Source organism: Pseudoclavibacter terrae (genome assembly GCF_008831075.1).
GTDB lineage: Bacteria > Actinomycetota > Actinomycetes > Actinomycetales > Microbacteriaceae > Pseudoclavibacter > Pseudoclavibacter terrae.
The window spans coordinates 15,222-29,195 of the sequence record NZ_WBJX01000001.1 but is presented as its reverse complement, the minus strand read 5'-3'; the positions used below and the strand labels follow the sequence as shown (position 1 = coordinate 29,195).

Sequence of the window (13,974 nt, the reverse complement as noted above, 5' to 3'; positions counted from 1 at the left end):
TTCGCACCGGCCGCAGCAGCCACTCGTCGCGATGGAATGGGCGCACCCACCCATCCACGAAAGGCGCCCCATGCCAGCTGCACCGCTCTTCGACCTGTCCGACACCCGCGTCGTCGTCACCGGGGGCACCAAGGGCATTGGCTTCGGCATCGCGGCTGTGTTCGTGCAGGCGGGCGCGCGCGTCGCCGTCGCCGGCCGCTCCCGACTGGGAGTGGATGCGGCCGTCGCGGCGCTCGAAGAGCTTGCGGGGTCAGAGGCCCCAGGGCGCGTGGTCGGCCTCACGGTCGACGTGGCCGACCCGGAGTCCTGCCACGCCTTGGCCGCATCCGTCACCAGCGTGTTCGGCGGTATCGATGTGCTGTGCGCCAACGCGGGGATCTTCCCGCAGGCCGAACTCGCCACGATGACGCCCGCACAGCTCGACGAGGTGCTCGACACGAACGTGAAGGGAACGATCTACGCCGTCCAGGCGTGCCTGCCCGCGCTCAAGGAATCGGGACGCGGCCGGGTCGTCGTGACCTCATCCATCACGGGCCCCATCACCGGCTACCCCGGGTGGTCGCACTACGGCGCGTCCAAGGCAGCCCAGCTGGGCTTCATGCGCTCGGCGGCCATCGAGCTCGCGAAGCACGCGATCACCGTCAACGCGGTACTGCCGGGCAACGTCGAGTCGGCTGGACTCGAGGAGATGGGCGAGCACTACCTCGCGTCGATGACGTCGGCCGTGCCACTGCGGAGACTGGGCCGCGCGGAGGAGATCGGCTTCGCGGCGGCGTTCCTCGCGAGCAGGGAAGCCGCGTTCATCACCGGTCAGACGATCGTCGTCGACGGCGGACAGACGCTCCCCGAGTCCCCCGACGCCGTCGCCTGACCCGCAGCACCGCCCTCAGACACCCCTATGCCCGCTCTCAGGAATAGCTAGCTAACCTAACTATCCCACCCGCCACTTCGAACCGAGGAACCCCATGAGCCTGCTCGAGATCCCCCGACCGTCGACACCCCAGTCGGCAGTAGAGGCGAACCCTCGCCGACTGCGCTGGCTCTCCCCCGCGAACGGGCTCTGGGTGGCCATGCGCGAGACCCCGACGGGCGACGACTTCGCCGGGTTCGTCGAGCTCGTCCAGGGAGAGTTCCGCGCCCATGACGGCCAGGGCACCTTCCTCGGCGCGTTCGAGTCGCGAGAGTCGGGGCGCGACGCGATCGAGGGCGCCGCCCGCCTCTGACGGACCTCTTCGCGCCTTCTGCGCCGACGACGCGTCTCAGCGCAACTGCGCGAACGCCTCGACCTCGCGGGTCTGCCCGATGACGAGGATCGTCTCCTTCACACCGAGCACGGTGCTGTTGTCGGCGGTCTTCCAGGAGCCTTGCGGGCGCCGATGCGCCGCCACCGTCACCCCGTGACGCTGCCGCAGGTCCGTCTCGCCGAGGGGACGGCCGTGGAGCTCTGAGGGCACGCCCGTCTTGATGATCGCGAACCCCGGCTCCAACTCCAGATAGTCTGCGGCTGCTCCTCGCACCAGGTGCGCAACCCGCCTGCCCATGTCCTTCTCCGGGTAGACGACGTGCTGCACACCGAGCTGCTCGAGAATGCGGCCGTGCTGCTCGTCGAGCGCCTTCGCCCAGATGACCGGAACTTTCAGCTGAAGCAGCAGCGAAGCCACGAGGATCGATGCCTTGATGTCGTGGCCGATAGCCACCACCGCGCGATCGAACTCGTCTATCGCGAGTTGGCGGAGCACTTCCTCCTTCGTGGCATCCGCACGGACCACCTGAGTGAGCCGAGCGTTGTGGTCCTGGACGACCTCTTCATTGGCGTCGATACCGAGCACCTCGGTGCCGGAGGCCATGAGCTCTAGCGCGAGTGAACTGCCGAACCTTCCGAGGCCGATGACGGCGACTGAATCGGCTTCGGCGATGCGGTGCGAGTTGTCGCCGAATGAGAGGAACTTGACCATATCCGTGTCCGTTTCGTTGTCTGGCGTCAGCCGATGGCAGGGCGTTCTTTGGGAAGTTCGTAGGCGACTCGACGGTCGCGGAGCGCGAGCGCGGAACCCAACGTCAACGGGCCGATTCGACCGAGGAACATGAGGGCCACGAGGATGAGCTTCGCGCCCGCGTCCAATTGGGGCGTGATGCCCGTCGAGAGGCCGACCGTCGCGAACGCGGAAACAGCTTCGAACAGAACCGCGTCAAGGTCGAAGTCGGTGGAAGCGAGGATCGCAATGGTTCCGCCCATGACGGCCGCGATGGAGATGAGCGCAACCGAGATGGCTTCGCGGTGCACGGCGCGCGAGAGTCGCTTGCCGAATACGTTGACGGCGGTACCACCTCGAAGTTCCGTCCATACGATGAACAAGAGGACTGCGAATGTCGTGATCTTGATTCCGCCCGCCGTCCCTGCCGGGCCGCCGCCGATGAACATCAGCACATCCATACCCAGCAGCGTCTCGTCGTGCATCTGCCCGATGTCGATCGAATTGAAGCCAGCCGTTCGAACCTGCACGGCGTGAAAGAACCCGGCGAGGACGCGCGTCGCAGGATCAGCGGAGCCGAGCGTGCTCGGGTTGTTCCATTCGATGGCGGTGATGTATGCCGTCCCCATCAGGAGGAGCACCAGAGTTCCCGTCACGACGATCCGAGTGTTCATCGTCCAATGAAGCGGGGTCTTCAGCTCGCGGCGCAGCTGCACGAGCACCGGGAAGCCGAGACCACCCAGAATGATCGCCGCGCACATCGGCAGGCAGATCCAGGGATCTGCGACGAAGCCGATCATGTTGTCGCTGAAGAGCGCGAATCCGGCGTTGTTGAAGGATGAGATCGCGTGGAAGACCGCGTTCCAGGCAGCCTCGCCGGGAGAGTAGCCATATCCAAGGAGGAAGCGGAAGAACAGCGCCACCGCGGTGACTGCTTCTATGGTGAGCGACGTGAAGAGGATGCCGGTCGCGACTCGCTTCACGCTGTACCCGCCGGTCGACTTCGCCTCGGTCATGGTGTTCAGGCGAGACGCCAGTGAGAGCTTCCGCGCGAGCAGCAACCCGACGAGGGCGGCCAGAAGCATGATGCCGAGGCCCCCCATCTGAATGAGAGCCAAGATCACTGCCAACCCGAAGGGACTCCAGTGCACGGCCGTGTCGACGACCGTCAGCCCGGTCACGCAGAGCGCGGAAGTGGCGGTGAAGATCGCGTCCACGGGGTCCGTGAAGGTCCCATCGCTGCGGGAGATCGGGAGCCAGAGGAGCACCGCACCGACGCCATTGGCTCCACCGAACCCGCCGACGATCGCCTGCGCAGGAGAGAGACGCATCGAGCGCCGAAGCGATCGCCGTTGACCTGAGGCCTTCGAGTTCACAAGGCAGAAGACTACGCCGCTTCCCGGGTCGCATACGACGGCAGAGCGGCACCCTCCACGCCGATCAGAAACCGACCGACTGGTACAGTCGTGGGACCAGACACCAACGACCAGCGACTCCCCTGTCGCCGGCCGTCACGCGCCAGGGCTGAGCCCGCGCGAAGCGGTCCGCCTGGGATGCCGCTGGCCTACCGCGAGATTGGATCCCGTCCCGCATGCCTCTCCTCACCATCCTCATCGGTGCCGCACTCGTCGTGACGGGTGCCGTCGCGTACTTCGTCAGCGACACCGGCAGCCTCACGGCCCTCATCCCGGCAGCTGTCGGCGTGCTGCTCGTCATCGCCGGCCTCATCGCGCGGAACCCGAAGCTCCGCAAGCACGCGATCCACGGTGCGCTCGCCGTCGCGCTTCTCGGCGCGCTCGGCTCGCTCATGAACGTCGCGAAGCTCGGCGACCTCATCGCCGGCACGGCCGAGCGCCCTGGCGCGATCATCAGCAGCACGATCATGCTCGTCCTGCTCGTCGCCCTCATCACGGCCGGGGTGCGCTCGTTCATCGCCGCCCGCCGCGGCCGTCAGGCAGCTGCCGTCACGCAGAGCTGAGGAACCGCCCGCCACGCCCACTCGACCTGGGCGAGAGAGCCCTCGGAGTCGGGGTCCGTCACACGAAGTGACGGACCCCGACTTCATACCCGCGGCCCGCGATCACCCACGCGCGCGGCCGCTGACCGCTCACTCAGTCGAGCGTCGTAGCGTCGGGTGATGCTCGGATTCAACCCAATGCACACGACGTTCATGGTCCTGTACTTCGCCGTCATCCTGGCCATTCTCGTGCTCGTGGTCTGGGCCCTGATCCTCTCGATCAGGGCGTTGCGCAAGTACCTGCGGGCCGCGGATGCGCCGCGGCGAACGCACCTGGATCCACCACATACGCACGAGGTCGACTGAGCGCCACCACCACCGCGCAGTGCGCCACCCACGAGCTCATCGATGCGCTGCGCCCGCCGTAGCCGGGATCACCAGGACAGCGGCGGCATCCGCCCGTTCAGGAGCACCCGCAGCGAGGCGTGCACCTCGTGCGCGATCCGGCGGTGATCTCTCGGGTCGACCTCCTGCGCAGCGAGTCGGCACGCGTGCTCGAGCTCCCATTCGGTGACCCCCTGAGGGAGGCAGAGCATCCACTGCACCTGTCGAGGCGGCTCGGGCACTCCGGCGTCCGCCAGGTATCTGGCCATCTCGTCGTGGGCCGCTGTGCCGTCCGCATCGCCCGAGACGGTGCCCGCCGTGGCCGCATCGACGCGCTGGTCGGTGCCGCCGGTCGCAGCGACCGGATCGGAGCGGGCAGGCTCCTGGTACACCCAGCTCGGCCCCGCGAGGTAGGCGATGAGCGCGTGCCACCCGTTGGGTTCGAGCCGCATGAGCTGCACCGTCTGCGGCGGATCCTTCGCGAAGTCGCCCCACGACCAGCTCGGCAGCGCCTCGAGCGCCGCGAGCCTCACCTCGTTGTCATTGATCGGCATATTTCGGCCCCCCAGCCTGAGTTCCCCTTGCAGCCGCCGACCTGCGTCGGCAGCACTCGCGACTATTCTCACGCATCCCTCAGCCGCCGACTGCACGACGGCAGGCGGCGCAGGCGGATGCGAGTGCGCGTCAGCGCCTTCGACTCACCAGAGACGAGCGCGGGGACTGAAGAACGGCAGCGCGATGGGCTTGAAGACGACACCCTTCGACGCTTTCACGAGGCCGACGATCGAGAGCACGACGTGCGTCACCGAGAGGGCGAACCAGATGGTGATGGGGATTCCGATCGGGTAGAACGTCGACGAGTACTCGTCGTCGAAGGTGAAGAGGAACGCGATGTGCAGCGCGATGAGGATGACCGAGGAGATCAGGTAGGTGATCCCCCAGTTGGCGGCGTTCGTGCGGTTCCGCTCCCCAGCCTCAGTCGCGGGCCCGCGCGACCGTCCGACCGCCGTCATGACGATGCCGGCGACGATGGCGCTCACGAACGGGAACGGGATGAGCGCGAGCAGCCCGACGCCCCACTGCACGGCCCCGTTCGCCAGGGGCCGGACGAGGAGAACCTGCTGGGGCTGGCCCGTCGGTGGCGGGAGCTGCGGTGCCTGCTGCTGTGCCTGCGCAGCGTGCTGGGGGGCGGCCGGCGGCGCTGGCTGGGCCTCGGGCAGGGCATCCGGCACCGGCACCTGTTCCTGCTGCGGCGCCCCGGATGGCTCGAAGTAGAGGTTGTTCGCCCACGACCCGGAGCCGGTGAGCTGCTGGAGCTTCTCGGCGGGAAGCCCGAGCGCGTAGCGGATGAGCGAGTCCACGCTCGCGTCGTCGCCGTGGACCATGCCCTGCGCCTCGGTCAGCATCTCCGGGAAGGGGTTGTCGTCGTCCGTGACGCTGAGCACGTGGATCTCGGCGACCTCGAGCAGCAGGTAGCGACCGCGGTTCGCGGGGTCGTTCAACGCGTTGCGCGCCTCGGCGATCTGCCGTTGCGTCTCTTCGTCGTGCGGGAGCTGCGCGAAGAGGCGCTCGAGGTTGGCGACGCCCTGGTCGTAGTCGCCGAGGATCGCGGTGGCCGGCGCATCCCAGATCGTCGAGGGAACGAGGCGACCGGACCCGGAGACGAGCAGCTCGTGCACAAGCGGCACGTCCCACTTCCACTCTGAGAGACCCGTGACCCTCGTGAGCGGGGCCCCTTGCCCTGGGATCTCGTCGACAACGTAGAGATAGCTGCGGTTCGCCATCACCCGAGCCTAACGGGCGATGCCCGCGTCTCGGCGCCGCGGTCGGCGACCCGGGACGCGGGCATCGTGGCCTACTTCCGTGATGCTTCTGCCGATCGCGAGCACAGGAGCCGAGCGTGAACCACGCCGCCGAACGGGCGTGGACTACTTGCCGAAGAGGTCTCCGAGGCCGGGGATGTCGAAGCCGAAGTTGCCCGCCTGCTCCTCGACGCCGCCCAGGAACTGGTCGCCCGCTCCCGTGAGCTGCTCGCCGGCACCGGCGAACTGGTCGCCGAACCCGCCCACCTGCTCGCCGAGACCGGAGACGGTCTCGCCGAGGCCGCCGAACTCGCCGAGGTCGGCGGCGAGCCCCTCGAAGCCTTCGATACCGGACGCGGCGATAGCGTCGAAGTCGATGCCGGATGCCATCGCGTCGCCGAGCAGAGGCAGGGCGACGGAGCTCGCCACGGCCCCTCCGACGACGCCGAGCGCGATGCCGCCGAGCGCGCCAGCACCGGCCGCAGCGGCCCCAGCGCCCGCGACGCCCATGCCTCGGCCGAAGCGGGAGGAGCCCCCACGGCTGGAACCGGGAGCGAAGTTGCCACCGCCACGCGAGGAGGCGATGCGCTTTCCCGCGCCGAGCACCTTCGCCATGAACCCGGGCCGCTGCACTTCTCCGCGCGTCGCCGCCCGCGCCAGGTCATCCGGCGAGCTCGACTGGGGGCGGTCGTACGGGCCGGACTCGGCGCTCAGGCGCTCGCGCACCTGGTCGCGCTGCTCTGGGGTGAGACGCTGGAACGCCTCGCGGTGGGCTTGCTCGAGCTGATCGGGCGCAGCCGTCTTGAGGAGGTAGTCGTACTTCGCGATGGCCGCCTTGTCGGCAGCGGTTCCAGCCCCAGCGCTCGCGCCGGGTCGTGAGCCGTAGCTCGGTGCGCTCGGCGGCCGCTGGTCGTACTGGCGCTGCTGGCCGGACTGGCCGTACTGGGGCGCCTGCCCCGGGTGGCCCTGCTGGTTCTGGTAGCCCTGCTGGCTCGGGTAGCCCTGCTGGCCGCGCGACTGCTGACCGTCGCCGGTCACCTGGTCGGCGACCTTGCGGACCATGTCCTTCCAGTCCCCGGAGCCGCTCTTCCCGCCGCCCCGGTTGCCGGAGTTGCCGGAGCCACCGGAGTTGCCAAGGGCCTTGGAGGCCGCGCCGAGAATCTTGTTGAAGTCAACCATGCGCTCATCGTGACGTATCGGTCTATGGAAAACGTATGGAGCGCATCCGGTTCCGCTCAGAGCGTCGAACGATCCCGGCACCGTCGGCGCAGTCGGGCCCTGACGGACGTGTCGACCCGGCCTGCGGACCGCCAGGCGCCGCAAGAGGAGAGAATGCTCTCATGAGCGAATCGTCAGGCGCACCACCGAAGGCGGCGGGGAGAGTGACGTTGGTGGACGTGGCTCGCCACGCAGGGGTCTCGACCGCAGCAGCCTCGAAGGTGATTCGCAACGCTGCCGGCGTCAGTGAGGACATGCGCGCAAGAGTGAGTGCATCGATTGCCGAGCTCAGCTACAGGCCACGGAAATCTGCGCGCGCGCTGCGCGGGAGCACCTACAGCGTCGGCCTCGTGCTCGGCGACATCGAGAACCCTTTCAACGCGCTCCTCCTCGAGGGTGCAAGATCGGTGCTCGACCTCGAGGGATACGACGTGCTGATCTCCCCCGCTGGGGTGGACGCCGCCAAACAGCAGCACATGGCCGACCTGCTGATGGATCACGACGTGGATGGGCTCATCCTCGTCTCGCCGCGATTCTCTGAGGAGCAGTTGGAGGCCCTTGCCTCGACGATCCCGATCGTGGTGATCGGCCGGCATGGGCCCGGGCTCAACTACGACACCGTTGCTGGTGACGACGCCCGCGGGTCCGAGCTCGTCGTGGACCATCTCGTGCGTCTCGGCCACGAGACCATCGCGTTCGTCTCGAACCTCCGCTCGGACGACCCGCCGACCCTGCCAGACGTCCTCCGACGTCGCGGATTCGAAGCGTCGATGACTATTCGCGACCTGGAGCGCAGCATGAGGATCATCGAGGCAGCCTGGAGTGTGCAAGGCGGACATGACGCGGGCAGCCAGCTCCTGACAGATACAGGCGTCACCGCCGTCCACGCGGGGTCAGATGTGGTCGCCCTCGGACTGAACAGCACCTTACATAGCGCTGGCTTCGCCGTGCCAGAACATCTCTCTCTCGTCGGCCACGACAACAGTCCCGTCGCTTCCCTGGCACCGTTCTCGCTCACGAGCGTGGATCAGCAGGGCCATCTCATGGGGCAGCACGCGAGCAAGATGCTCCTCGAGCGAATAGCCGGACGTCGTGCACCTCAGGACATCCTGCTCGAACCCACCTTGCGCGTGCGTGGATCGACCGGCCAAGCAAGAGCGCGGTAAAAGTTCGGGGAGCGCCTTGACGGGCCGCGGGCCCCACTCTACGATCGCGTAGAACGTTCTACGTAGAACGTTCTACGCGCCCCAGTTGGCGAACAACGCCCACGACCCAACGTTCAAAGGAGAACCATGTCAGATCGCCAGAGTGCCCGCTCCCCCTGGTGGGTCACCATCGTCGCCGGTATGGCCTCATTCCTTGATGCCGCCGCGATCGTCGCCACCGGAACAGTGCTCGTTCTCTACCGTGACGAATTCGATCTGACGGCTGACAGCATCGGCCAGTTCTCTGCGCTGCTGACCGCGATGATCGCGGTTGGCGCGATTGTCGGAGGTCGCCTCGGTGACAGGTACGGGCGCAGGCGTGTCTTCACCGTCACCATCATCATGTACGTACTCGGGGCTATCCTGCTTGCTGCAGCGACGACTCCCGTCATGATCGCGATAGGCCTGGTCTTGCTCGGCTTCGCTGCTGGAGCCGACCTGCCGGTATCCATCGCGATGATCTCCGAAAGCGCACCTGCCGATCGCCGTGGGAAGCTTGTGTCCTTCACGCACGTGCTCTGGGTGGGAGGCATTCTCGCTGTCAACGCAATGGGCGCGATCGTAGGTGGAATGGGTGCCACCGGCGGGCGCATCATCTACGCAGTCCTCGCGGCCATCGCCATCATCGTCATCCTCCTCCGCACGACACTGCCCGAGTCCGAAACCTGGGCTGCGGCTCAGCAGACGCGCACCGAGTCGATAGCGACGGCGAGAGCCTCGGGCAGCGCCTTCCGCGACGCTGGCGCGCTATCCAGCCTCCTTCGTTCCCGCTACATCGTGCCGCTGGTGGCCGTCGGCCTCTTCTACGCGATCTCAAACCTCGCCGCGAACACGAATGGGCAGTTCTCGCAGTACCTCTACGTCGAGGTCGCTGGCTCGACGGTTCAGACCGCCTCCCTGATCAACATCGCGCAAGCGATCATCGGTATCGGCGCCCTGTACATCACGATGCGGCTCGTCGACACCCGCTACCGCATGCTGGGCTTCTCCATTGGAGCGGCGCTCACGCTGCTCGCATATGGCATTCCGGCCATCGTCGGCGTCAACCTCCCGTCTCTGATGCTCACAGCGCTGCTCTTCGCGTTCGGTGGCAACCTCGCCGGCGAGCCCATCTTCAAGGTCTGGTCGCAGGAGCTGTTCCCGACGCTTCACCGTGCAAGCGCGCAGGGGATCATGATCGCGTTCACACGTATCGTGGCAGCGGCCGTCGCGCTCGTCACCCCAGCTCTTGCGAGCGCCGGCCCCCAAGCGCTCTTCGCCGCTATCACGGCAGCGTCGGCCGTCGCCATGGCCATCGGCCTCTTCTGGATTCCCCGCATCGCGAAATCCGACGACTTCGACCCTGCCGCCGCCGCCGACAAGATCAAGAAAGAGACCATTGTCTGACCTCGCCAGTTCCTTCATCGCCCCTGCATTCGACGCCCACGCCCAAGATCGTGTCGTTCGCTTCAGCACGAAGATCTCACTCACCGCCGAGAACACGCCCATTCGGTCTGCTCTCCTGAGATACACAGCGCTCGGCGTCGTCGAGGCACGGATCGACGATGTCCCAACCAGTCCAGCTCTCCTCACTCCTGGCTGGACGAGCTACGAGTGGCGCCTCCGCGTGGCAGAGGAGGACGTCACGGGCCGCGTGAAGAACGGCAGCACCATCGACTTGCGGCTCGCTCCAGGCTGGTACGCGGGACGCCTCGGATGGGGCGGGAACCGAAGCCTCTACGGCGACCGCCCTGCCGTCGCTGCCCAGCTGATCATCACCTACGACGACGGAACCGTCCAGGTCATCGCCACTGACGGCGCATGGGAAAGCTCAATAGACCCGAGCACCTCCGCGGACCTCTACGACGGGGAGACCATCGATGCACGCATTTCTTCGAACCAGTCGGCAGGCCGCACCGAAGTCGTAGCAGTTCAGGAAATCCGCTTCGACGACTACCTGGGCCCGCCCATCGAACGACTCGAAGAGATAGCGCCCGGCAAGGTGTTCCGTTCGCGCGCCGGGCGTGTGCTCGTCGATTTCGGCGAGAACCTCGTCGGCTGGACGCGGCTTCGCGTTCAAGGAACGGCTGGACACGTCATCGAGATCCGGCACGCTGAGGTTCTCGAAGAGGGGGAGCTCGGAACTCGTCCCCTGCGCTCCGCTCAAGCAACGGACCGCTTCATCTTGTCGGGCCGCGCCGACGAGTTCGAACCGACCTTCACGCTGCACGGTTTCCAGTTCGCAGAGGTGCGCGGGTGGCCAGGGACGGACGAGGAGCTCGCATCCGCGATACGTGCGATCCGAGTCGGCTCGCGCCTCCGACGCACAGGTACGTTCACGAGTTCGAACGCCCTCCTCAACAGCTTCCACGGCAATGTGGTGCGTGGACTCCTCGGCAACTTCGTTGGTCTGCCCACGGACTGCCCACAACGAGACGAACGACTGGGGTGGACCGGTGACATCGCCGTCTTCGCGCCGACAGCCACCTTCCTGTTCGACGTTCAGGATTTCCTGAGTGACTGGCTCGTGGACGTCCACGAGGAGACGACGCACGCAGGTGGGATCGTCCCGTTCGTCGTTCCCGACTCGCTCAAGCTGGAGCCCGGGGCGTCAGGCAATCCGGTCCTCGGGTCGCCCGATCCGACGGCGATCTGGGGGGACGCAGCGGTCTGGGTGCCGTGGTCCCTGTTCCAGCGCGACGCTGACCTCGAGCGATTGGCCTCCCACTACGCGGTCATGACCGCGCACGGTGAAGCTGTCGCATCCGTACTGAGTGACGACGGGACCTGGGACCACGGGTTCCAGTTCGGCGACTGGCTCGACCCGGCCGCGCCACCAGAAGATCCCGCGGCGGCCCTCACCCCGACGGCTCTTGTTGCGACAGCGAGCGGTGCTCGCACCTTCGCCCTGCTTCGCGATACATCGACGCTGCTCGAGAAGCACTCTGAGGCCGCTCGGTTCGGGGACCTCGCTGCACGCATGAGAAATGGGTTCCGTCGGCGATATGTCCGCGACGGGATCCTTGAGACCGAGACCGTGACCGCCTACTCTCTTGCGATTGTGTTCGGGCTGTTCGATGCTGACGAACTGCCGCTCGCCGGGGTCCGTCTTTCCGCGCTCGTGCGCGCCAACAAACACACGATCTCGACCGGCTTCGCTGGGACACCCTTCGTGACCGAGGCGCTCTCGATGACTGGACACATCGATGACGCCTACGCGCTGCTGCTCCAGGAGGAGTGCCCTTCGTGGCTCTATGCCGTCCGCATGGGGGCAACAACCGTCTGGGAGCGTTGGGACTCGATGCTTCCCGACGGGAGTATCAATCCTGGCGAGATGACGAGCTTCAATCACTACGCGCTCGGCTCGGTCGCCGACTGGATCCACCGTCACATCGGAGGTATTGCACCAGCCGAGCCCGGGTACGCGGCTGTACTCGTAGCCCCCTCACCCGGGGGCGGAATCCAATCGGCCGACACGTCTCTCGAACTCACCGAGGGCAACGTTCGGGTGCGCTGGGACATCTCCGACGGCATTCTGACTGTCACGGCCGACTTACCAGTCAATGGGGTGCTCCGTATTCCCGGCATGGATGAGCGGCAGGTTGGGCCAGGCACACACGTGATCGAGACGATCTGGCCCAGCCCTCAAGGTGATCAGTGAGAGGACTGGGTGCAATCCGGGGCAATCGAGCAGTCGCAGCGTCTGGAAGGTGACCCACTTCGAGGACTCGCCCTCGGGCGCATCCACGTGCACCCCCACGTCTCCGGCGAGCCGGCGCGAGCACCCGCGCATCCAGCCCTCACTCGCGCAGGTTGGGCTCTTGATGCAGGCTCGGCTCGGATGTCGGCGGCACCGGCTACGTTGACGCTATGCAGTCGAACAGCCGAGTCCACGCTCCGGAGTTGAGCACCCTATGAGCAAGCGCGCGGTGCAGGCGGGCGCGGCCGCCGACGTGCTCGCCCCTTACCTCGAGCAGCTCCGCGCGGAGCTCGAGATTCCCGTCGACTACCCGGCCGACGCGCTGGCCGAAGCCGAAGCCGCGGCGGCGCAGACGTTCGACGTCGCACAGGGCGACGCCAGGCAGGACCTCCGCGACCTGCCCTTCGTGACCCTTGATCCCGTTGGCTCGCGAGACCTCGACCAGGCGTTCTTCCTCCGCCGAGTCGAAGCCGCCGAGGGTGGCGGAGCGCACGGCGCCGCGGCGTACGAGGTGCTGTACGCCATCGCGGACGTGGCGGCGTTCGTCGAGCCCGGAGGCGCGCTCGACGCCGAGACGCACCGCCGCGCCCTCACCGTGTACGGCCCCGACGGCCGCTTCGGCCTGCATCCCGCCGTGCTCAGCGAGGGCGCCGCAAGCCTGCTGCCCGACGTCGACCGGCCGGCTGTGGTGTGGCGGATGCGGCTCGACGCGTCGGGTGAGCTGCTCGACGACATCGACGTGCGTCGATCCATGGTGCGTTCTCGGGCGCAGCTCGACTACGGGTCCGTGCAGCGTCAGCTCGACGACGGATCAGCCGGTGAGCTCCTGCTGCTGCTCGCCGAGATCGGGCAGCTGCGCATCGACGCCCAGTTCGACCGCGGTGGTGCGACGCTCGAGGTGCCAGATCAGGAGATCGAGCGCAGCGAAGACGGGTCCCGCTACCGGCTGGTGTTGCGCGAGCCGCTGGCGAGCGAGGAGTTCAACGCGCAGCTGTCGCTGCTCACCGGCATCGCCGCGGCGAGGCTGCATCGCCGCGCCGGGGTCGGCATCTGGCGCACCCTCGACGAGGCTCGCGTCGAAGACGTCGAGCGCTTGCGCCGCGTGGCCACAGCCCTCGGGTTCGACTGGTCCCCGAGCACCTCATACGCCGAGTTCGTGCGAACCATCGACCCGTCGCGACCCGAGTACGCGGCGTTCGCGACCGAAGCGACCCGACTGTTCCGCGGGGCGGGATACGCGGCCTTCGGGACGCCGGAGAACCCCGACGTGCCGAGCGGCGCATCCCACAGCGCCATCGCCGCCGAGTACGCGCACGTCACAGCGCCCCTGCGACGCCTCGTCGACCGGTACGGCACCGAGATCGCGCTCGCATACTGCGCCGGCCGGGAGGTGCCGTCGTGGGTGGTGGATGCGCTCGATGCGCTCCCGGGCGAGATGGCTGACGGGTCGCAGCGCGCGAACGCCTACGAGCGAGGAACCGTCGACCTGCTCGAGGCGGTGCTGCTCGGACCGCTGGTCAGCGAGGAGCTCGACGGGATCGTCGTCGAGTCCTCACCGACCGGCGGGGCCGATGGGCGGAGGGCGAAGGCAACCGTGCTGCTGCGAGACCCAGCAGTGAGGGCGAGGGTCGTCGGCGACGCCTCAGCGCTCGAGCTGGGCGCGCCGGTCGTGGTCCGAGTCGAGTCGGCCGACCCGGACAAGCGGACGGTCACGCTCAGCGTCGTCTCACCGAGCCAGGCACCCCGCCGCGGCTAG

The 13,974-nt window shown here is 67.4% G+C and carries 13 protein-coding genes; 8 read left to right on the top strand and 5 right to left on the bottom strand.

What is annotated here, in order from left to right; translation table 11 throughout:
- Positions 1-70: 70 nt before the first annotated feature.
- A complete protein-coding gene (gene fabG / locus F8O03_RS00145) occupies positions 71-871 on the top strand; it encodes a 3-oxoacyl-ACP reductase FabG (protein ID WP_151421868.1) in 801 nt (266 codons plus the stop codon).
- A 94-nt stretch (positions 872-965) separates the two neighbouring features.
- Positions 966-1,223 carry a hypothetical protein gene (locus F8O03_RS00140; protein WP_151421867.1) on the top strand — a complete coding sequence of 86 codons (258 nt, stop codon included), beginning with the start codon at positions 966-968 and terminating at the stop codon, positions 1,221-1,223.
- Between the two features lie 36 nt (positions 1,224-1,259).
- On the opposite strand, the gene F8O03_RS00135 is transcribed toward F8O03_RS00140, so the two are convergent.
- Together F8O03_RS00135 and F8O03_RS00130 are read right to left on the bottom strand one after the other, a co-directional pair.
- The gene (locus tag F8O03_RS00135; protein ID WP_208851761.1) at positions 1,260-1,955 is read right to left on the bottom strand and encodes a potassium channel family protein; all 696 of its coding nucleotides are present in this window, start codon (positions 1,953-1,955) and stop codon (positions 1,260-1,262) included.
- 26 nt (positions 1,956-1,981) lie between these two features.
- Positions 1,982-3,304 carry a TrkH family potassium uptake protein gene (locus F8O03_RS00130; RefSeq protein ID WP_151421866.1) on the bottom strand — a complete coding sequence of 441 codons (1,323 nt, stop codon included), beginning with the start codon at positions 3,302-3,304 and terminating at the stop codon, positions 1,982-1,984.
- A gap of 260 nt (positions 3,305-3,564) precedes the next feature.
- Here F8O03_RS00130 and F8O03_RS00125 point away from each other — a divergent pair, with 260 nt between their 5' ends.
- Together F8O03_RS00125 and F8O03_RS00120 are read left to right on the top strand one after the other, a co-directional pair.
- Complete coding sequence (locus tag F8O03_RS00125) at positions 3,565-3,951, top strand: hypothetical protein (protein ID WP_151421865.1); 387 nt, start codon at positions 3,565-3,567, stop codon at positions 3,949-3,951.
- Positions 3,952-4,110: 159 nt separating this feature from the next.
- Positions 4,111-4,296 carry a hypothetical protein gene (locus tag F8O03_RS00120; RefSeq protein WP_151421864.1) on the top strand — a complete coding sequence of 62 codons (186 nt, stop codon included), beginning with the start codon at positions 4,111-4,113 and terminating at the stop codon, positions 4,294-4,296.
- 68 nt (positions 4,297-4,364) lie between these two features.
- Here the strand turns inward: F8O03_RS00120 and F8O03_RS00115 are convergent, their stop codons facing one another.
- The 3 genes from F8O03_RS00115 to F8O03_RS00105 form a co-directional block, all read right to left on the bottom strand.
- Positions 4,365-4,868: a DUF5956 family protein gene (locus tag F8O03_RS00115; protein ID WP_151421863.1), complete on the bottom strand. Its 504-nt coding sequence runs from the start codon at positions 4,866-4,868 to the stop codon at positions 4,365-4,367.
- Positions 4,869-5,012: 144 nt separating this feature from the next.
- Positions 5,013-6,098, bottom strand: a complete 1,086-nt coding sequence (locus F8O03_RS00110; protein ID WP_151421862.1) for a DUF4870 domain-containing protein — start codon at positions 6,096-6,098, stop codon at positions 5,013-5,015.
- Between the two features lie 144 nt (positions 6,099-6,242).
- On the bottom strand, positions 6,243-7,295 hold the full coding sequence (locus tag F8O03_RS00105) for a hypothetical protein (RefSeq protein ID WP_208851760.1): 1,053 nt from the start codon (positions 7,293-7,295) through the stop codon (positions 6,243-6,245).
- 161 nt (positions 7,296-7,456) lie between these two features.
- Here F8O03_RS00105 and F8O03_RS00100 point away from each other — a divergent pair, with 161 nt between their 5' ends.
- The 4 genes from F8O03_RS00100 (at position 7,457) to F8O03_RS00080 (ending at position 13,974) form a co-directional block, all read left to right on the top strand.
- A complete protein-coding gene (locus tag F8O03_RS00100) occupies positions 7,457-8,500 on the top strand; it encodes a LacI family DNA-binding transcriptional regulator (protein WP_167516423.1) in 1,044 nt (347 codons plus the stop codon).
- A gap of 126 nt (positions 8,501-8,626) precedes the next feature.
- A complete protein-coding gene (locus tag F8O03_RS00095) occupies positions 8,627-9,925 on the top strand; it encodes an MFS transporter (RefSeq protein ID WP_151421860.1) in 1,299 nt (432 codons plus the stop codon).
- The gene (locus F8O03_RS00090; RefSeq protein WP_167516422.1) at positions 9,918-12,179 is read left to right on the top strand and encodes an alpha-L-rhamnosidase; all 2,262 of its coding nucleotides are present in this window, start codon (positions 9,918-9,920) and stop codon (positions 12,177-12,179) included. The genes F8O03_RS00095 and F8O03_RS00090 overlap by 8 nt, the downstream gene beginning before the upstream one ends.
- 253 nt (positions 12,180-12,432) lie before the next feature.
- Positions 12,433-13,974, top strand: coding sequence for an RNB domain-containing ribonuclease (locus F8O03_RS00080; RefSeq protein ID WP_151421858.1), 1,542 nt, complete (start codon positions 12,433-12,435; stop codon positions 13,972-13,974).